Annotated in this window: 15 protein-coding genes; 12 read left to right on the top strand and 3 right to left on the bottom strand. The window is 68.1% G+C overall.

Translation table 11 applies throughout. The features are described 5' to 3' along the window. Window positions 1-152 precede the first annotated feature (152 nt). From J2X06_RS13860 to J2X06_RS13845, 4 genes are all read left to right on the top strand, one after another. A complete protein-coding gene (locus J2X06_RS13860) occupies window positions 153-1565 on the top strand; it encodes a cytochrome ubiquinol oxidase subunit I (protein ID WP_310063342.1) in 1413 nt (470 codons plus the stop codon). After that, window positions 1565-2578 carry a cytochrome d ubiquinol oxidase subunit II gene (gene cydB / locus J2X06_RS13855; protein ID WP_310063340.1) on the top strand — a complete coding sequence of 338 codons (1014 nt, stop codon included), beginning with the start codon at window positions 1565-1567 and terminating at the stop codon, window positions 2576-2578. Before J2X06_RS13860 ends, cydB begins: the two co-directional genes overlap by 1 nt. Before the next feature lie 199 nt (window positions 2579-2777). Continuing rightward, window positions 2778-3047, top strand: coding sequence for a YcgL domain-containing protein (locus J2X06_RS13850; protein ID WP_310063338.1), 270 nt, complete (start codon window positions 2778-2780; stop codon window positions 3045-3047). After that, on the top strand, window positions 3040-6345 hold the full coding sequence (locus J2X06_RS13845) for an ankyrin repeat domain-containing protein (protein ID WP_430539581.1): 3306 nt from the start codon (window positions 3040-3042) through the stop codon (window positions 6343-6345). Before J2X06_RS13850 ends, J2X06_RS13845 begins: the two co-directional genes overlap by 8 nt. A 61-nt stretch (window positions 6346-6406) precedes the next feature. Here the strand turns inward: J2X06_RS13845 and J2X06_RS13840 are convergent, their stop codons facing one another. After that, entirely contained in the window at window positions 6407-8236 is a 1830-nt protein-coding gene (locus J2X06_RS13840) for a monovalent cation:proton antiporter-2 (CPA2) family protein (protein WP_310063336.1), read from the bottom strand. Between the two features lie 226 nt (window positions 8237-8462). Between J2X06_RS13840 and J2X06_RS13835 the strand changes: the two genes are divergently transcribed. Continuing rightward, on the top strand, window positions 8463-9233 hold the full coding sequence (locus tag J2X06_RS13835) for an energy transducer TonB (RefSeq protein ID WP_310063334.1): 771 nt from the start codon (window positions 8463-8465) through the stop codon (window positions 9231-9233). Window positions 9234-9357: 124 nt separating this feature from the next. Beyond that, window positions 9358-10131, top strand: coding sequence for an energy transducer TonB (locus J2X06_RS13830; protein WP_310063332.1), 774 nt, complete (start codon window positions 9358-9360; stop codon window positions 10129-10131). Window positions 10132-10210: 79 nt separating this feature from the next. On the opposite strand, the gene rho is transcribed toward J2X06_RS13830, so the two are convergent. Further along, entirely contained in the window at window positions 10211-11899 is a 1689-nt protein-coding gene (gene rho, locus J2X06_RS13825) for a transcription termination factor Rho (RefSeq protein ID WP_310063330.1), read from the bottom strand. A 219-nt stretch (window positions 11900-12118) separates the two neighbouring features. Continuing rightward, complete coding sequence (gene trxA / locus J2X06_RS13820) at window positions 12119-12445, bottom strand: thioredoxin TrxA (RefSeq protein WP_310063329.1); 327 nt, start codon at window positions 12443-12445, stop codon at window positions 12119-12121. Window positions 12446-12730: 285 nt separating this feature from the next. Between trxA and rhlB the strand changes: the two genes are divergently transcribed. The 6 genes from rhlB (at window position 12731) to rpoH (ending at window position 19233) form a co-directional block, all read left to right on the top strand. Continuing rightward, complete coding sequence (gene rhlB / locus J2X06_RS13815) at window positions 12731-14485, top strand: ATP-dependent RNA helicase RhlB (RefSeq protein ID WP_310063327.1); 1755 nt, start codon at window positions 12731-12733, stop codon at window positions 14483-14485. Between the two features lie 433 nt (window positions 14486-14918). Further along, on the top strand, window positions 14919-15605 hold the full coding sequence (gene ftsE / locus J2X06_RS13810) for a cell division ATP-binding protein FtsE (RefSeq protein WP_310063325.1): 687 nt from the start codon (window positions 14919-14921) through the stop codon (window positions 15603-15605). Next, on the top strand, window positions 15602-16558 hold the full coding sequence (gene ftsX, locus J2X06_RS13805; protein WP_310063323.1) for a permease-like cell division protein FtsX: 957 nt from the start codon (window positions 15602-15604) through the stop codon (window positions 16556-16558). Before ftsE ends, ftsX begins: the two co-directional genes overlap by 4 nt. 1 nt (window position 16559) lies before the next feature. Beyond that, window positions 16560-17402: a response regulator gene (locus J2X06_RS13800; protein ID WP_310063321.1), complete on the top strand. Its 843-nt coding sequence runs from the start codon at window positions 16560-16562 to the stop codon at window positions 17400-17402. Next, complete coding sequence (gene ung / locus J2X06_RS13795; protein WP_310063319.1) at window positions 17399-18169, top strand: uracil-DNA glycosylase; 771 nt, start codon at window positions 17399-17401, stop codon at window positions 18167-18169. The genes J2X06_RS13800 and ung overlap by 4 nt, the downstream gene beginning before the upstream one ends. Before the next feature lie 173 nt (window positions 18170-18342). After that, window positions 18343-19233 carry an RNA polymerase sigma factor RpoH gene (rpoH, locus tag J2X06_RS13790; RefSeq protein WP_310063317.1) on the top strand — a complete coding sequence of 297 codons (891 nt, stop codon included), beginning with the start codon at window positions 18343-18345 and terminating at the stop codon, window positions 19231-19233. The last annotated feature ends 57 nt before the right edge of the window (window positions 19234-19290 follow it).

The raw sequence follows: 19290 nt of genomic DNA, 5'->3' as shown, positions 1-19290 counted from the left end.
TCCTGAGGACGGGCCGCATGGTTACTGCTACGGACCGGCTGTCCGCCGGGTTGATACGGCAGCTTCGGACAGATCTGAACCTATGCGCCCCGGAGGTGGCGGCGCACAATATCCGGCGCGGCGCCACTGCGCGTGCCGCGGAGGTACGTTGAGTGGATGCCCTTCTGCTGTCGCGGATCCAGTTCGGCTTCGTGATCTCGTTCCACATCCTGTTCCCGGCCTTCACGATCGGCCTGGCGAGTTGGCTGGCTTTCGTCGAATGGCGCTGGCTGCGCACGCGCGACACGCTGTGGCGCGACCTGTTCTTCTTCTGGACCAAGATCTTCGCCGTGTCGTTCGGCATGGGCGTGGTGTCCGGCATCGTCATGAGCTTCCAGTTCGGCACCAACTGGGCGACGCTCAGCGAGCAGGCCGGCAGCATCCTCGGACCGTTGCTCAGCTATGAAGTGCTGACCGCGTTCTTCCTGGAGGCGACCTTCCTCGGCGTGATGCTGTTCGGCTGGGGGCGCGTCAGCGAGAAGATGCACTTCCTGGCGACCTGCATGGTGGCGCTGGGCACGCTGTTCTCGACGTTCTGGATCATCGCCGCCAACAGTTGGATGCAGACGCCGGCCGGCTACAAGATCGTCAACGGTGTGTTCGAGCCCGCCAACTGGTGGGCGATCATCTTCAACCCGTCGTTCCCGTTCCGGCTCACGCACATGGTGCTGGCCGCGTTCATCACGACCTGCTTCGTGATCGGTGGCGTCGGTGCGTCGTACCTGCTGCGCGGCGTCCACATCGAAGCCGGCCGGCGCATGCTCAAGGCGGCGATGATCTTCGCCGCAATCACCGTGCCGACCCAGGTGCTGGTCGGCGACCAGCACGGCCTCAACGCGCTCAAGCACCAGCCGATCAAGGTAGCGGCGATGGAAGGGCACTGGGAGCACATGCCCAAAGGCGAGGGCGTGCCGCTGGTGCTGTTCGCGGTGCCCAACGAAACCGCCGAGCGCAACGACTTCGAGATCGCGTTGCCGCGCCTGGGCAGCGTGATCCTCACCCATACCCTGGATGGCGAGATCGAGCCGCTGAAGTCGGTGCCCGCCAGCGAGCGGCCGCCGGTTAAACCGGTGTTCTACGCGTTCCGGCTGATGGTCGGGCTGGGCACCGCGATGCTGCTGCTGGTGCTGGCCTCGCTGTGGGCGTGGTGGCGTGGACGGATATTCGAATCGCGCGCCGTGCTGACCGGCTGGCGCGTGATGATGCTGTCGGGATTCGTCGCCCTGTTGTCCGGCTGGTACGTGGTCGAGATCGGGCGTCAGCCCTACGTGATCTACGGCCTGCTGCGCACCGCCGACGCGGTCAGCCCGGTGATTGCCGCGGCCAGCGTGATGACCTCGCTGATCGTCTATGCATCGGTCTACGCGATCGTGTTCGGCGCCGGTATCTGGTACCTGCGCCGGCTGGTCGTGCAGGGCCCACATCCGCATGAACCGCCGCAGCATACCGAGCGCGGCGAGAAGACGCCGGCGCGCCCGCTGTCGGCCGCCGACGAAACCGTGGCACCGACCGGGGAGGGCGCGTAATGGACATGGCGACCGTATTGCCGGTGGTGTGGTTCGGCGTGATCGGCTTCGGTGTACTGATGTACGTGCTGCTCGACGGCTTCGTGCTCGGGCTGGGCATCCTCGCGCCGTTCGCCGAGGACGAGCACCAGCTCGACCACATGATGAACACCGCCGCGCCGATCTGGGACGGCAACGAGACCTGGCTGGTGCTGGGCGGCGCGGGATTGCTGGCGGCGTTCCCCAAGGCGTATGCGGTGGTGCTGTCGGCGCTGTACCTGCCGGTGCTGCTGATGCTGATCGCGCTGGTGTTCCGCGGCGTCGCGTTCGAATTCCGCTTCAAGGCACGGCGTGCCAAACCGGCCTGGGGCGCGGCGTTCGCGCTGGGTTCGATGTTCGCCGCGTTCGCGCAGGGCGTGATCCTGGGCGCACTGGTGGAAGGCATGCCGATGCAGGGTGGCAAGTACGTCGGCGGCGCGTTCTCCTGGTTCAGTCCGTTCTCGATGCTGACCGGTGTCGCGGTGCTGTTCGGCTACGCGCTGCTCGGTGCGACCTGGCTGGTGCTCAAGACCGATGGACGCATGCAGCAGGTCGCGCGCGGACTGACGCGGCCGCTGGTGCTGGTGGTGGTCGCGTTCATGGGTCTGGTCAGCGCATGGCTGCCGTTCCTCGATTCGAGGATCATGGCGCGCTGGTTCGAAAGCGGAAATTTCTGGTGGCTCGCGCCGGTCCCTCTGCTGGCATTGCTCAACGCGTTCGCGCTGTGGCGCGCGGCGATGCGGCAGGGCGGCGATGCGGCGCCGTTCGTGCTGACCCTGTGCTTCTTCGCGCTGGGCTTCGCCGGCCTGGTGCTGGGCATCTGGCCCAACATCGTGCCGCCGGCGATGAGCATCTGGGATGCGGCCTCGCCGCCTTCTTCGCAGGGGTTCCTGCTGGTCGGGCTGGTCGTGCTGTTGCCGGCGATCCTGGGCTACACGTTCTGGTCGTACCGCGTGTTCAGGGGCAAGGTCGCGGCCGACGCCGGCTATCACTGACCGGCACTTTGAAGCCCGAGCGGCTGGCCCGATCGGGTGACCTGGCGAAACCGGCCGCAGTGTGATCGCGGTCGCCCGCGGGGCTAGCAGGCGCGGGCGTTCCGCAGCCTGAACATCGATGTGCGCGCGCATCGTCGCGGCGGGTATGCTGTGCGCACTATCACGCTGTGCGCGTGGGACGCCGCCCTCGCTCCGACCGATGCAAGCCTACGTCTACAAGAGCCTTCGCAAGGCCGACACCTACGTCTACCTCGCCACGCGCGACGATTTCGCGCGCCTGCCCGAACCTCTGCGCACGCAGTTGGGCGCGTTGCAGTTCGTGCTGGAAGTGGCGCTGACGCCCGAGCGCAAGCTCGCCCTGGAAGATGCCGGCGTGGTGCGCGAGAACCTGTCCCAACGCGGTTTCCACCTGCAATTCCCGCCGACCGTGGACGACCCGATGAAGGAGGACTGGGGCACCGATGCCTGAGCCGAAGCCGCAGACCACAGGGTCCTCCCGATGGCGTTTGGCGGCGATGTTCGCCGTCGGCCTGGCCCTGACACTGGCCACTGCGGCCGGCCACGCGGTCGCCGCCATCCTCGGCACGCTGGCGCAACCGGTGGTGGCGCTGGCCGTGCGTGCCTGGCGCGACGGAGAGGAATCGTTGCCACGGGATTGGAAGCGCGATGGTCTGGCGCTGGCCGGGCTGTGGGCGCTGGGCGTGGGCGCGTTCGCCGCGATGATCGCCTGGCCGTTGTCGTCGTTGCTCGACAGCGGTTCGCTGATGGCGGCGCTGGGTTTGAGCACGGTGGCCGGACTGGTGTTGCTGGGGTTGTGGCGGGTCTGGCCGCTGTGGCTTGGCCTGGAGCGTGAAGGTGCGCCGCTGCAGGAACACTGGCGTGCGCTGGGCGAACTGGAATTGAGCGCCTGGCGCGGCTTGGGCGTCGCCGCGGCCGTGCTGGCGCTGGCCGCGCTGGTGGTCGTGCTGGCCTGGCCGGGATTGATCGAAGGCGGCGCGCGCTGGCTCGTGGCTGGCCTGTTCGCGGTGGCCACGCCGCTGCTGCACGGATGGCTGCAGCAGACCGATCCGGCCGATCCTCTGCCGGGCTTCGAACCCGAAGCCGCCGATGAAGTCGTCGACGATGTCCCGCTGTATGGCGAAGCGCTCGAACCGGCGCTGTACGCCGCCGCCCGCGCCGGCCGTGTCGAGCGCGCGCTGGAGCTGATCGATGCCGGCGCCGATCTGTCGTCGCCGCCTCCGGTCGAGGAGCGCGACCAGCGCAGCCTCGCCGTGCTCGCCGCTGTGTTGCCGGACCTGCGCCTGCTGCGAGCGCTGATCGCCCACGGCATTGATCTCAATCATTCGTACGCGGGCATGACGCCGCTGCTGGCCGCCACTCGCGACAGCTGGCACGGCCGGCCCGATGCGGTGATGACGCTGTTGGCCAACGGCGCCGATCCGCGCGCGACCGATGGCGACGGCTACACTCCGATGCACCATGCCGCGCGCAGTTCCGATCCCGGCGTGGCAGCGCTGCTGCGTGACGCCGCGGCCGAGCTCGACCCGCTCGGGCGCGACGGCCTGTCCCCGCTGGGCGTGGCCTGTGCAGCAGGCAATTGGCGCCTGGCCAAATTCCTGCTCGAACGCGGTGCGCGCCCCGAGCCCGCCGGCGGTCAGCCGGCTCTGCTCGCCGCATCCGGCGGCGAGGACGACGATCTCGCCGGCGTGCAGTTGCTGCTCAAGCACCGCGCCAAGGTCGACGCACGCGACGGCGAAGGCCGCAGTGCGCTGCACATCGCCGCCTACGCCGGCCACATCGATATTGCCGCGGCGCTGCTCGCCGCTGGCGCCGACGCGGCCACGCTCGACAAGGTCGGTCGCAGTCCGCTGATGGAGGCGGCCCGCGGCGGGCGCCAGGCGATGTTCGAACGCCTGCTCGAGCACCTGCCGCGTGGCGGCGAGGCGCAGGCTGCGATCGTCGATCGCGACGGGCGCAACGCACTGATGCTGGCCTGCATGGCCGAGAGCACCACGCCGACGTTGGTGGAGCGCCTGCTCGACCTCGACCTCGATCCCGACTTGCGCGACCAGGACGGCAAGCGCGCCATCGATCGCGCCGCCGAGGCGGGTCGCTGGTCGCTGGTGGCGGCGCTCGATCGTTCCTACCCTCTGCCGGCCAGCGTGAGCGACGCCGAGGGCGGCGATTCCGCACTTCCCGACCGCGCCCCAGCGGCGCTGCTGCGCGAAGGCCTGCAGGAAGGGCGCGCCACCGAACTGGGCGGGCTGGCGCAGTTGCTTACGCCCGCCGAACGCGGCGCGCTGTTGCACGACGAAGAGACACTGATCGCGCCGGACAGGATGTCGTGGTTGTTGGCGCAAGGCGCCGACGCCGAAGTCCGCGACGCGCACGGCGACACCGTGCTGTTCCATCTGCTCGACCGCGGCGCGGCGGCGATGCCGTCGCTGCAGGTGCTGTTGCGCCGTGGCGTTTCGCCGGCGGGCGCGGGCGGACTGGCGCGGTTTCTTGCCGCCTGCGCGGCCGGCGAACAGGCTGGGCGCGGACTGGAGCAATGCGCGCTGGACCTGCTCGACCGCGGCGCCGATGCGTTCGCGCCGTCCAAGGCTGGCGACCCGTCGCTCTCACTGGCAGTGCGCCTGGGCTGGTCGCGCCTGGTCGATCGTTTGCTGGCGACCGGCACGGACCTCAACCTGCGCGACAGCCATGGCATGAGCGCCTTGCACCTGGCCGCCGCGCTCGGCCGCGAAGGCATGCTCAAGCGGCTGGTTGCGCAGGGCGCTTCCCCGGACCTGTTGGCCACCGATGGCCAGACCCCGCTCGGCGTGGCGCTGGCCTCAGGCCGACGCGACCTGGCCGACTGGCTCGACTGGCGTGGATGGCCGCTGCCGAAACGCCCGCTGCAGCCGCAGGACGTGCCCGCCGCCGCGATCGTCGGCGATGCCGATGCGGTGCGGCGCCTGCTCGATCTGGGCATGCCGGTCGATGCACTCGACAACCAGGGCTGCACGGCATTGCTGCGTGCGGCCGGTGGTGGTCATCGCGCGGTGGTGGACCTGCTGCTGGCCCGAGGCGCGGACCCGCAACGCGCCGCCCATTCCGGCGCGACGCCGCTGTCGGCGGCGGTGAGCATGCGCCACATCGAAATCGTCGACCGCCTGATCGCTGCCGGCGCGTCGCTGGAACAGCGCCTGCCGGGCGACCTGACCGTGCTGATGGTGGCCTGCGCGCTGGGCCTGACCGATCTGGCCGCGCGCCTGCTCGCCGCCGGCGCCGACGTCCAGGCCTGCGATTCGCAGGGCCGGCAGGCACTGCACTGCGCGGCGATGTACGGCTTCACCGCGCGCGATCGCACGCGCCTGGTGGCGCTGCTGGATACGTTGCTGCTGGCCGGTGTCGATGCCGATGTTCCCGCTGCGGGTGCGACACCGTTGCTGCTGTTGTTGGGCGCACGCGCCGAGCCGGGCACCGCCGCCGACGAGGACGTGCTGATCGCCGGCCTGGAACTGCTGCTCGACCACGACGTGCTGCTCGACGCACAGGATCCGCGCGGCTTCGCCCCGCTGCACCTGGCCTCGCTGCACGGCCTGCTGCGCGTGGTGCAGCGCCTGCTGCGCGCCGGTGCCGACCCCGACCAGCGCGACAGTCTCAACCGCACGCCGCGCGAGATCGCGGTGATGCGCGGTTTCGTCGATATCGCGGCCGAGTTCGCGTCGCCGGCGCCGGGCAACAACGTGTCGATGGCGCGTTTCCTGCGCGACCCGCGCTGAGAAAAACGTCAGCGCGGGTCCGAACGGGCTCGCCCGCGTCCGTCATTCCTCTTCGCCGCCGTCATTCCTCTTCACCGCGTTCGGGCGTTGCGGTCGCATCGGCGATTTCGCGGAGCAGGCCTTCGCCGTAGTCGGCCTTGAACAGTTCTTCCAGTTCACGGCGCGCGTCCCTGGTCGACTGCAGCAGCGCATCCTCGTCGTCGCGGATCAGGTACTGCGCGCGCAGCAGGCGACGGTCGTGGTCGCGGAACCGTTCGGCGTGGTCGCGCGCGACCTCCGGCGGAACACCGAGTTCGACCAGCACCTCCTCGCCGAGCTTCAGGCTGGACAGAAAGGTCTCGCGCATCGGCCGTGCGCCAAGATCCATCAGTTCCCAGGCATGGCGACGGTCGCGCGCCCGCGCAAACACCTTGGCCTGCGGATACAGCTTGCGGATCGCGCGCACCGTGCGCAGGTTGTCGTCGACCTTGTCGATGGCGACCACGAACACCTTCACCTGCGCCGCACCGGCCGAACGCAGCAGGTCCGGTCGCGCCGGATCGCCGTAATAGACCGGGCTGCCGAACCGTCGCACGAAATCGACCTGGTCGGCGCTGTGCTCGATGCCGATGAAGGGTGTCTTATGCGCCAGCAGCAGGCGCGCGACGATCTGCCCGAAACGTCCGAAACCCGCGATCAGCACCTGCGGCTGATGGTCGGGAATGGTGTCGTAGGCGCGCACCGGCTTCGCTTCTGGGGCGGCCGCGAGCAGGCGTTCCACGGCCATCACCAGCAACGGCGTCAATGCCATCGACAGGCCGACCACCGCCACCAGCCGGTTGCGCATGTGGTTGTCGATCAGCCCGACGCGCAGCGCTTCCTGGAACACCACGAAACCGAATTCGCCGCCGAGCGCGAGCACCGCGCCCAGGCGTAGCGATTCGCGCCAGTCCAGTCCGCCCGGACGCTGTCCAACGACGAACAGGATGCCGAACTTGACGATGATCAGCGCCGCGACCAGACCCGTGATCAGCAGCGGGTCCGACAGCACGACCTTGAGGTCGATGCTCATGCCCACGGCCATGAAGAACAAGCCGAGCAGCAGGCCCTTGAATGGATCGATCTGCGCTTCGAGCTCGTGCCGGAACTCCGAATCGGCCAGCAGCACGCCGGCGATGAACGCGCCCAGGCCCGCGGACAGTCCTGCCATCTGCATCAGCCACGCCGCGCCCAGCACGCTGAACAGTGCGGCGCCAGTGAATACCTCCGGCATCTGCGTACGCGCCACCACGCGGAACATCTGGCGCAGCAGCAACCGGCCGCCGATCACGAGCAACGCGATCGCGCCGATCGCCATCGCCAACTCGTCCCAGCCCAGTCCGTGGTCGGCCGCGCGTGCCTTGCCCAGCAACGGGATCGCCGCCAGCAGCGGGATCGCCGCGAGGTCCTGGAACAGCAGGATCGCGAAGGCGAGCCGACCGTGCTCGGCGGTCAGCGCCTTGCGCTCGGACAGCAGTTGCAGGCCCACCGCCGTGGACGACAGCGCCAGGCTCAGCCCGACCGCCGCACCGGCTTTCCAGCCGTAGCCCGTCAGCATCGTCAGCACGCCGAGCGCGAGGCCGCACAACACCACCTGCGCGCCGCCGGCACCGAACACCGGCTTGCGCATCACCCTCAGTCGCGCTGGCGACAGCTCCAGGCCGATGACGAACAGCATCATCACCACGCCGATCTCGGACGCGGCCAGCACCGGCTCGGCATTGCGCACCACCTTCAGGCCATAGGGACCCAACGCGACGCCGGCAGTGAGATAGCCCAGCACCGCGCCCAAGCCGAAGCGCCGGAACACCGGCACCGCGATCACCGCGGCCAGCAGGAATACCAGTGCCAGTTCGAGTCCGCCGCCGTGCATGCCTGCCTCCTTGGTCCGATTATGCGTCCTGCCTGTGAAGGCGTGCCTGCGTCACGATCGCATTTGTTGACCCGATCGCAGTTGTCGGGCGATTGCATTTGTGGGGCAAGCGCGATCAGATGCGCGGACTCGACCGACAAGGAAAGTGGATATGGGGGCGAAGGTTTGGATTGGAATGGCGCTCACCGCATGCGCCGGCCTGGCGCTGGCGGGCGGCCCGGGCGCGGTGCGCAAGCAGACCGAGGCGAGCATGCTGGTCACCGGGGCAATCGTCATCGAGCCCGACGGGCATGTCGGCAGTTACCAGGTCGATCAGGCAGAGAAGTTGCCGCCAGCCGCGACGGGGTGGATGGCCAAGGCCGTTTCCGCCTGGAAATTCCAGCCGATCGTCATCGACGGCAAGGCGGTCCGGGCGCGAACCAGGATGAGCGTGCGAATCGTCGCCAAATCCCAGGGCGATGGCCGCTATGAGGTTCGACTCGCCAGTGCCAGCTTTGGCGAGGACGGCGCGCCCGGCGAGTTCGTCAGCAGCAAGGAATTGAAGCCGCCGAGCTATCCGCAGGTCGCCGCGATGAGTGGCGTTCGCGGCACGGTCTATGTGGTGGTGCGGATCGGGCGCGATGGTCGGGTCGAGGATGCGATCGCCGAGCAGGTGAATCTCAAGGTTGTCGACAGCGAAGCCGGCATGACGAGGTGGCGCAACTCGCTGGCCAAGGCGGCGGTGCTGGGCGCGCGCAAATGGACGTTCAATCCGCCGACGCAGGGCGAGGAGGTCGATAAGCCGTTCTGGCTGGCGCGCGTTCCGGTCGATTTCTACCTGAACGATGAAAAGCCCGCGTCGTACGGGCAGTGGGAGGCTTACATACCCGGGCCGCGGCAAAGCACGCCGTGGATGGGCGCCATGGATGCATCGCTGGGGGCCGATGCGGTGGCGGGTGGCGGGATGCATCCCATTGGCGCGGGGCCGAAGCTGCTGACGCCGTTGGATGGGACGTGATGCAGTGCTGGTTGGTGGTTCGTCGAATCGACTTCAAGTGCCGCCCGGCATCGATGCTGGTAATGAACTGTGGGCAGGTCCGGACAACTCCTGCATCCGGACAACTCCTGCATAGGGAAGGATGATGAAATCAGGCAGTGTCAACGCAATGGTTGCGGCGTCTATCTCGTGCCTGGTGGGCATGGGCGCCGTGAAAGCCGCGAACAATGAGCAGCCGGTTCTGGTTCTCACAGAGGCGATGATCGACGTCGACGCCGCCGGCAATGTCAGTTCAATCGAGATAGGCGACAGCAAGCTGCCGCTGCCGCTGCGCGAGCGCGCTGCTGAAGTCGCCAGACAATGGCGCTTCCAGCCGGTGCTCCGCGATGGTCGGGCGGTCGGAGGCCGGACTTACGCACGCATGCACGTTTGCCTGCTGCCCGAAGGCGAGGATCTGCGCGTGGCGGTGGATTACCTAGGCAATGGCCCGGGCATCACTCGCCCACGATCGCCAGCGCCCCCGGTGCTGCCAATGCCCGAACTGATCCGCAAGGGCATCGGAGGGCTGGAGGGCAAGCGGCGTTACCGGATCGGAGCGGACGGGCATGCCACCGTTGAATCCGCCACGCTCGACGATCCGAAATTGCAGAAGCAGTACGGCGACGTCTGGCTGCGCCAGCAGCGCAAGTGGGTCGCCGAGACCCGCTACAAGCCGGAACTGGTGGACGGCGTGGCGGTTTCCACGGTGATGGAAGAGGATTTCGACATCATGTGGCAACGACGCGCCACGAAGCGGGATTTCACGGATGCCATGGCGCGGATGGCCAGGGAATCCCGGGCATGCAGGCAGGCAGAGGGCTTCGAAGCATCACCACCGGTGGCCGTGGACAGTCCCTTCAAGCGGTTGCCGGAAAGCTGAGCAGCCGGCATGCAAAAAAAACGCCCCGCATTGCGGGGCGCTTCTTTTGATGCGGTGATGCTGAAACAGCGATCGCGTTTTAGCGCTTCATCGAACTGAAGAACTCGTCGTTGGACTTGGAGGTCTTCATCTTGTCCAGCAGGAACTCCATCGCGCCGATCTCGTCCATGCCGTGCAGCAGCTTGCGCAGGATCCAGATCTTCTGCAGCAGTTCCGGCTCGATCAGCAGGTCCTCGCGGCGGGTGCCGGAGCGGTTGATGTCGATGGCCGGGTAGACACGCTTTTCGGCAATACGGCGGTTCAGATGGACTTCCGAGTTGCCGGTGCCCTTGAACTCTTCGTAGATCACCTCGTCCATCTTGCTGCCGGTGTCGATCAGCGCGGTGGCGATGATCGTCAGCGAGCCGCCTTCTTCGACATTGCGCGCGGCGCCGAAGAAGCGCTTCGGGCGGTGCAGCGCGTTGGCGTCGACGCCGCCCGACAGGACCTTGCCCGAACTCGGCACGACGTTGTTGTAGGCGCGGGCCAGGCGGGTGATCGAGTCGAGCAGGATCACCACGTCCTTCTTGTGTTCGACCAGGCGCTTGGCACGCTCGATCACCATCTCGGCGACCTGGACGTGGCGCGCGGCCGGTTCATCGAAGGTCGAGGAGACCACTTCGCCGCGCACGGTGCGCTGCATTTCGGTCACTTCTTCCGGGCGCTCGTCGACCAGCAGAACGATCAGGTGCACGTCGGGATGGTTGTGCGTGATCGCGGTGGCGACCTGCTGCATCATCATCGTCTTGCCCGCCTTGGGCGGCGAGACGATCAGCGCGCGCTGGCCTTTGCCCTGCGGCGCCATCAGGTCGAGGATGCGGCCGGTGATGTCTTCGGTCGAACCGTCGCCGCGCTCGAGGCGGAACTTGCGACGCGGGAACAGCGGGGTGAGGTTCTCGAACAGGACCTTGTTCTTCGACGCTTCCAGCGGCTCGCCGTTGATGCTGTCGACCACGGACAGGGCGAAGTAGCGCTCGCCGTCCTTCGGGAAGCGGATGCGGCCCGACAGGTGGTCACCGGTGCGCAGGTTGAAGCGGCGGATCTGGCTGGGCGAGATGTAGGTGTCGTCCGGGCCGGCCAGGTAGCTGGCCTCCGCCGCGCGCAGGAAGCCGAAGCCGTCGGGCAGGATTTCCAGCACGCCGTCGGCGGCGACGCCTTCGCCATGGCGGGTCAGGACCTTGAGCAGGGCGAAGATGACGTCCTGCTTGCGGGCGCGGGCAACGCCTTCCTGGATCTGCAGCTGGTCGGCGATGTCGAGCAGCTTCGGCGCCGGCATGCGCTTGAGGTCGCCAAGCGAGTACTGCGGGAAGCCTTCCGGCACCTGCGGGTGCGGGCGCGGCACGAAATTCTCGCCGTTGCCGCCTTCGTCCTGCATGCCGCCACCGCCGAAACGCTCGCGGTTGCGGTCGCGTCGGTTGCGGAAGCGATCGCGACGGTTGCCGCCGCGGCCGCCTTCGAAATCGCGCTGTTCACGTGGCGGGTTGCCGCCACCTTCGCCGCCGGAGGCTTGGCCTTCGGCGCGAGGAGCCTCGGCGCGGGGTTCGGCCGGAGCCGAGGGCGCCGGTGCAGCCGGAGGCGGAGCAGCCGGAGCCGGAGCGACGGCCTTCGGGCTCGGCGCGCTGGACTCGGAAGAAGTGGATGCGGCGCTTTCGGCGGCCGCCTTGCTGACACGCGTCTTGCGCACGCGCTTTTCGGCGGTGTCGCCAGTGTCGGGGGTGTTATCGGACAAGCAGGGAATCCTCGCTAGGCGGCGAGCGCTCGCAGACGGCGAGCGGGACGTCAGGGACGTGGTTATCGAGAAGGGGTGCGGCGTCAGAACAGCGCCGGGTGAGACGAAACTAGCACTGCCATCGCGCCGCGGCAAGCGCTGCGCGCGCAGGTCGTTCATATGGCCGGAGCTAGGCCCGGCGGCCTCCGCCCGGCAATGGGGGCGGAGGCGGCAGGCGCGTCAGAGCGCCTTGTCGATCATCTGGCTCAGCTGGGCCTTGCCGACCGCGCCGATCTGGGTGGCCTGGACCTGGCCGTTCTTGAACAGCAGCAGCATCGGGATCGAGCGGACGTGGTACTTCATCGCCGTGTTGCGGTTGTGGTCCACGTTGACCTTGGCGATCTTGACCTTGCCGTCGTAGGCCTCGGCCAGCTCGTCCAGGGCCGGGGCGATCATCTTGCACGGACCGCACCATTCGGCCCAGAAATCGACCAGCACGGGTTCGGACGAGTTCAGGACGGCGGCGTCGAAGTCGGCATCGCCGACGTGCAAAATTTTCTCGCTCACGGGGATCTCCTGCGAATTGGTTCAGGTCCGGGCCGGCCTGGGGGCCGAAACCGGTAGGGGCGCGCCCGGCTCGACGCTGCCGGGCCGGGCGTTACGGTAAACTGGGGCGTTTCGCGGCGGCTTCAAGGCCTGCCGGCGACGCGCAATCCGAGCCGACTCGCCCCAATTTCAGCCGCGGGCGAACCGGCCCCGGCAGTCTGCGATGCGGACTGCCACCCACGCAAGCGCACCGATGCAAAGCTGCATGCTGAAAACCGCACGGCGCGCGCGGATACTCCAGAACTAATGAGCGACAAGCCCTTAACCGATATTTCCTTCTCGTCCTTCGACCTGCACCCGAGCCTGCTGGCCGGCCTGGAGGCCGCCGGGTTCACGCGCTGCACGCCGATCCAGGCGCTGACCCTGCCGATCGCATTGACCGGCCGCGACGTCGCCGGCCAGGCCCAGACCGGCACCGGCAAGACGCTGGCGTTCCTGGTCACGGTGATGAACCGCCTGCTGACCCGCCCGGCCCTGGCTGAACGCAAGCCGGAAGATCCGCGCGCGCTGATCCTCGCCCCGACCCGCGAACTGGCGATCCAGATCCACAAGGATGCGGTCAAGTTCGGCTCCGAGCTGGGCCTGAAGTTCGCCCTGGTTTACGGCGGCGTCGACTACGACAAGCAGCGCGCCCTGCTGCAGGAAGGCGCCGACGTCATCATCGCCACGCCCGGCCGCCTGATCGACTACGTCAAGCAGCACAAGGTCGTTTCGCTGCACGCCTGCGAGATGTGCGTGCTGGACGAAGCCGACCGCATGTTCGACCTGGGCTTCATCAAGGACATCCGCTTCCTGCTTCGGCGCATGCCGATCCGCACCGAGCGCCAGACCCTGTTGTTCTCGGCCACGCTGAGCCACCGGGTGCTGGAGTTGGCCTACGAGCACATGAACGAGCCGGAAAAGGTCGTCGTCGAGACCGAGTTCATCACGGCGGCCAAGGTGCGCCAGAAGGTCTATTTCCCGGCCGACGACGAGAAGATCCCGCTGCTGCTGGGCCTGCTGTCGCGCAGCGAGGGCGCGCGCACGATGGTGTTCGTCAACACCAAGGTGTTCGTCGAGCGCGTCGCACGCTCGCTGGAGAGGGGCGGCTACCGCGTCGGCGTGCTGTCCGGCGACGTGCCGCAGAAGAAGCGCGAAACCCTGCTGGCCAAGTTCCAGAAGGGCCAGCTCGAGATCCTGGTCGCGACCGACGTGGCCGCGCGCGGCCTGCACATCGACGGCGTCTCGCACGTCTACAACTACGACCTGCCGTTCGATGCCGAGGACTACGTCCACCGCATCGGGCGCACCGCGCGCCTGGGCGCCGAAGGCGACGCGATCAGCTTCGCCTGCGAGCGCTACGCGATGTCGCTGCCTGACATCGAGAGCTACATCGAGCAGAAGCTGCCGGTGGCGACGGTCGAGGCCGACCTGCTGGTGGCCCTCCCGCGTACCCCGCGCGAACTGCCGGAAGGCACCGAGGGCGAGCAGGAAAGCATCGGCGCGATCTTCAAGGAGGCGCGCGAGCAGCGTGCCGCCGACGAGGAGCGTCGTGGCGGTGGCCGTCGTGCCGGTGGTGCCGGTGGCGGTGCCCGTCGTGCCAGCGGCGAGCGTCGCCCCGAAGGACGCAGCGGCGAGCGTGGCCCGCGCGATGGCACCCCGCGTCCGCCGCGCGAGCGCAAGCCGCGTCCGGAGACGGCCGTTTCCGAGACGCCGACCGCCGCATCCGCGCCGCCGACTGCCGCTTCCGCGCCTGATGCCGCACCGGCCGTCGTTGCCGACACCGAGCGCGCGCCGCGCAAGCGCCGTCGCCGTCGTGGCGGCCGTCGCATCGATGGCAACGGCAACGGCAACGGCGAAGCCGCCGCTCCCGCCATCGCCGCGCAGGGCAAGGCATCGCAGGTGCCGGCTCAGAAGCCTGCAGCACACGCTGCCGCACAGGGCGAACAGGCCGGCCTGCTGCATCGCCTCGGCCGCAAGCTCAAGTCGCTGATCACGCGGGCCCCGCGCTCCCAGCACTGAGCGTGGCGATAGCCTTCAAGCGCCCGGGCTGTCTAGCCGCCCGGGCGTGGAGGCGTCCGGATCGCGGAGCCCGGTAAAGAAGGCAGCCGAAGCAACGAAAAAATGGATCCCGGCTATCGCTGGGATGACGACCGGCGCCGCAGCAGCCTTGGGCGGGGAGCGTTGGTTGCGTTCAGCGGACGGATCGACAGGCCGGTTTCGCGGCGTGGCGATCCTGACACCGGGGGCATGACGACACCGGACCACGCGGTGGCGTCATCGGTGCGATGACCGGTCGTCGGATGCTGCGGCTTCAAGTGATTGAAACGCAAAGGCCGACGCTGTCCGTTCGGCAGACAGGGCTGCGCGAAGCATCCAGGAATGCGCGGCAGGTCCTAGCCATCCTTGTCGTCGCCGCCGATACTGGGGAACAGGGTGAGGGCACCGGTGAGCGATGAGCGTTCTGCGCTTCGACAACGTCAGCAAGCGGTACGGCAACGGCCATGAAGCGCTGAACGAGGTCAGTTTTGCGGTGGCGCCGGGCGAGATGTTGTTCGTCACCGGCCATTCCGGCGCTGGCAAGAGCACGCTGCTCAAGCTGATCCATCTGTCCGAGCGCCCCAGCCGCGGCGCGGTGCTGTTCGGCGAAAAGAACCTGCTCAAGGTGCGCGGCGGGCGCGTCGCGCTGCACCGGCGCGAAGTCGGTGTCGTATTCCAGGACCACAGATTGCTGGCCGATCGCAGCGTCGCAGACAACGTCGCGATGCCGCTGATCCTGCGCGGCGAGCGCCGCGGCGAGATCGGCAAGCGCGTGCGCAGCGTGCTCGACAAGGTGGGCCTGGGTGCTCGCGCCAACGCGTTGCCGTCGCAGTTGTCGGCAGGCGAGCAGCAGCGCGTCGGCATCGCTCGCGCGATCGTCGGCGAGCCGCGCCTGTTGGTGGCCGACGAACCCACGGGCAATCTCGACCCGACCCTGTCGGCCGAAATCATGTCGCTGTTCCAGTCGTTGCCCGAGCGCGGCACCAGCGTGCTGGTCGCCAGCCACGACCTGGCGCTGGTCAAGCGCATGAAGAAGCGCGTGCTGGTGCTGAACCAGGGGCGCCTGGTCGACGACATCGCACCGGAGGACCTGGCGCTGTGAACAAGCAGACGACGGGCAGTCCTTCGCGGTCGCGACTGGGCACGTGGTTCGATCACCACATCTATAGCCTGGTGGCCAGCTTCGGCCGCATGTTGGGCAAGCCGTGGGCGACCGCGCTGACGATCGGCGTGATGGCGGTGGCGATCGCGTTGCCGCTGGGCCTGTGGGCGAGTCTGGCCAATGTCGAGCGCTTCACCGGCAGCGTGCAGCAGTCGCGGCAGATCGGCCTGTTCCTCAAGACTTCCGTGGCGGTCGATCGCGCACGCGCTCTGGCCGATGAGCTGCGCGGTCGCGCCGACGTGGCCGCGGTCGAACTGCGGACGCCCGAGCAGGGTCTGGCAGAGCTGCGCGAACGCGGCGGCCTGGGCGAGGCGATCGACGCGCTGACGAGCGAAGACGGCACCGGCAATCCACTGCCGAGCCTGCTGCTGGTGACGCCGAAGGGCGACGAGGCATTGCTGGCCGACTCGCTCAGGAACATTCCCGAAATCGACGTCCTCCAGCACGACGCCGGCTGGCGCAACCGCCTGGATGGCTGGCTGCGCTTCGGCGTACGGCTGGCATTCGTGCTGGCGGCCCTGCTCGGCCTGGGCGCATTGCTCGTCGTCGGCAATACCGTCCGCCTGGACATCCAGGCACGCCGCGAGGAAATCGGTGTCCTGCAGTTGCTCGGCGCCAGCGACGGCTTCATCCGCCGGCCGTTCCTTTATCTGGGCGCCTGCTATGGGCTGGTCGCCGGCGCGCTGGCGCTGGCGCTGCTGACGGCGGCCGATGTCGCGCTGCGCGCTCCGCTGGCCGAACTGGCCGGCAGCTACGGCAGCGGCTTTGCCCTGCAGGGCTTCGATCCGATTCAATCGCTGGCGATCGTGTTCGGCGCCGGCCTGCTCGGCTGGCTGGGCGCCGGCCTGGTGACCGGCCACTACCTGCGCCAGACCCGGCCGACGACGACCTAGCATGACTTCCCAGGACCTTCGTCACCTCGAAAGCGCCGCGCCCCGCATCATGGTCGTGGACGGCTCCAAGCTGGTGCGCAAGCTGATCGGCGACGTGCTTGCGCGCGAGGTCGCCGATGCGGTGATCGTGCCGTGCGGCAGCATTGCCGAGGCGCGCGCAGCCCTGGCCAACGGCGCCGTCGACCTGGTGACCACCTCGCTGGTGTTGCCCGATGGCGACGGCATCGGCCTGGCCCATGCGGTGCGCGAAACGTCCGGACAGGCCTACGTGCCGGTGATCGTCGTCTCCGGCGATGCGCAATCGCACCTGGAGTCGCGCCGCTTCACCGAGGATGTCACCGACTACTTCGACAAGGCGTTGGGCCACAAAGCGCTGGCCACCTTCATCCGCGGTTATGTGCAGCCGCAGCCGATTCCCGGCGCGCGCGTGCTCTATGTCGAGGACAGCAAGGTCGTGGCGCTGGCGACCAAGCGCATGCTCGAACGCCACGGCCTGCAGGTGCTGCATTTCATCGGCGTCGAAGAGGCGCTCGAGCACCTGGAAGCCCACCGCGGCCAGGAAGACGCCGGCACCGACCTGGTGCTGACCGACGTGTACCTGAAGGGTAAATTGGACGGCAACGATCTGCTGGCGCGCCTGCGCAACGATTTCGGCTATGGCAAGCGCCGCCTGCCCGTGCTGGTGATGACCGGCGATGCCAACGCCGACAACCAGAGCGCGCTGCTGCGCGCCGGCGCCAACGACCTGGTGCTCAAGCCGATCGAAGAAAGGCTGCTGGTGACCAAGACGCTGTTCCAGCTGCGCCTGTCGCGGATGCCGGAACAACGCACGCTCGACGCATGAACCTGGTTTCTCCATCCGACGCTGCCGCCGCGAACGATACCGGCGAGCGCATCCGACTCGAACCGTCGTGGAAGGCCCTCGTCGGCGATCACCTGATGCGACCGGAGATGCAGTCCCTGGCGGCCTTCCTGCGCGATCGACGCGCGGCCGGTGCCCGCATCTATCCGCCCGGGCCGCAGATATTCTCGTCGTTCGACGCCACTCCGTTCGACGCCGTGAAAGTGGTGATCCTCGGCCAGGACCCCTACCACGGTCCCGGCCAGGCGCACGGGCTGTGTTTCTCGGTGCAGCCGGGCGTGGCGGTGCCGCCGTCGCTGGACAACATCTTCAAGGAGATCCAACGCGATCTCGGCATCGCCCGACCGGATCACGGCTGCCTGCTGCCGTGGGCGCGCCAGGGCGTGCTGCTGCTCAACGCCGTGCTGACCGTCGAGGACGGCCGCGCCGGCGCGCACCAGGGCAAGGGCTGGGAAGGCTTCACCGACCACGTCGTCGACACGCTGAACCGCGAACGCGAAGGCCTGGTGTTCCTGTTGTGGGGCGCCTACGCCCAAGCCAAGGGCAAAGTGATCGACCCGCGCAGGCACAAGGTGCTCAAGGCGCCGCATCCTTCGCCGTTGTCGGCCCATCGCGGGTTCCTGGGCTGCGGTCATTTCTCGGCGACGAACGAATATCTCGCTCGCCGAGGACTGGCGCCGATCGACTGGTCGCTGCCGGCCCGGGGGAGTTTGCCGCCCCCTGAAGCCGCGTCGGGGACGCTGCGCTGAATCGATGATTCAGGTTCTTCCCATTCCCTTGACCCATATCTAACGCTTGCTTTGGCAGGCTTCGCGGCTCGTCGCGGGCTGTCGAGGGTCAGGGGTGTTGTTCCAGCAATGAAACACTGCGGAACTTCCCGGGCCTTTAGCAGTCATAGACCCCGACTGCTAAGATGCCTGCCATGACCCAGACTCCCTCCACCGCCCTCATCGCCAACAACTTGCCGGTGCCCGCTTTCACGGGATTGGCCGCGCTCGGCTCGCTGGACGCCTACGTCAACGCGGTGCACCGCATCCCGGTGCTGTCCGCCGAGAACGAACAGGCGCTGGCCCGTCGCTTCCGGGATGGGGAAGACCTCGACGCCGCCCGCGAACTGGTGCACTCGCACCTGCGCTTCGTCGTGCACGTGGCTCGCGGCTACAACGGCTACGGCCTGCAGATGGGCGACCTGATCCAGGAAGGCAACATCGGCCTGATGAAGGCGGTGAAGCGTTTCGACCCGGAGCAGGGCGTGCGCCTGGTGAGCTTCGCGGTGCATTGGATCCGCGCCGAGATGCACGAGTTCATCCTCAAGAACTGGCGCATCGTGAAGGTCGCCACGACCAAGGCCCAGCGCAAGCTGTTCTTCAACCTGCGCAAGTCCAAGACCCGCCTGGGCTGGATGAACGCCGAGGAAGTGCGTCTGGTCGCCCAGGACCTCAACGTCTCCGAGCGCGAAGTGCTGGAGATGGAGTCGCGCCTGTCCGGCCGCGACATCGGCTTCGATGCTCCCGCCGACGAGGACGACGAGCACGCCCCGCCGTCGCCGGCCGCGTACCTGCGCACCGATAGCGAGGATCCCTCGCAGGCCTACGAGCGTGCGGACGAGGAAGGCAGCCAGCTCGGCCTGCTGCGCGAGGGTCTGGCCGGTCTGGACCAGCGTTCACGCGACATCGTCAAGCGCCGCTGGCTGGATGCCGACAGCAAGATCACGTTGCAGGAGCTGGCCGACGAGTACGGCGTCAGCGCCGAGCGCATCCGCCAGATCGAAGCCAATGCGCTGAAGAAGATGCGCGCGCTGTTCGCGGCGTAATCCCTTCGCAGCCGATGTCATGCAAACGGCCCGGGAAACCGGGCCGTTTGCGTTTCA

Source organism: Lysobacter niastensis, assembly GCF_031457115.1.
GTDB lineage: Bacteria > Pseudomonadota > Gammaproteobacteria > Xanthomonadales > Xanthomonadaceae > Lysobacter_J > Lysobacter_J niastensis_A.
Note: the sequence above shows the minus strand (reverse complement) of the source record. Positions and strands in the feature narration are given on the sequence as shown.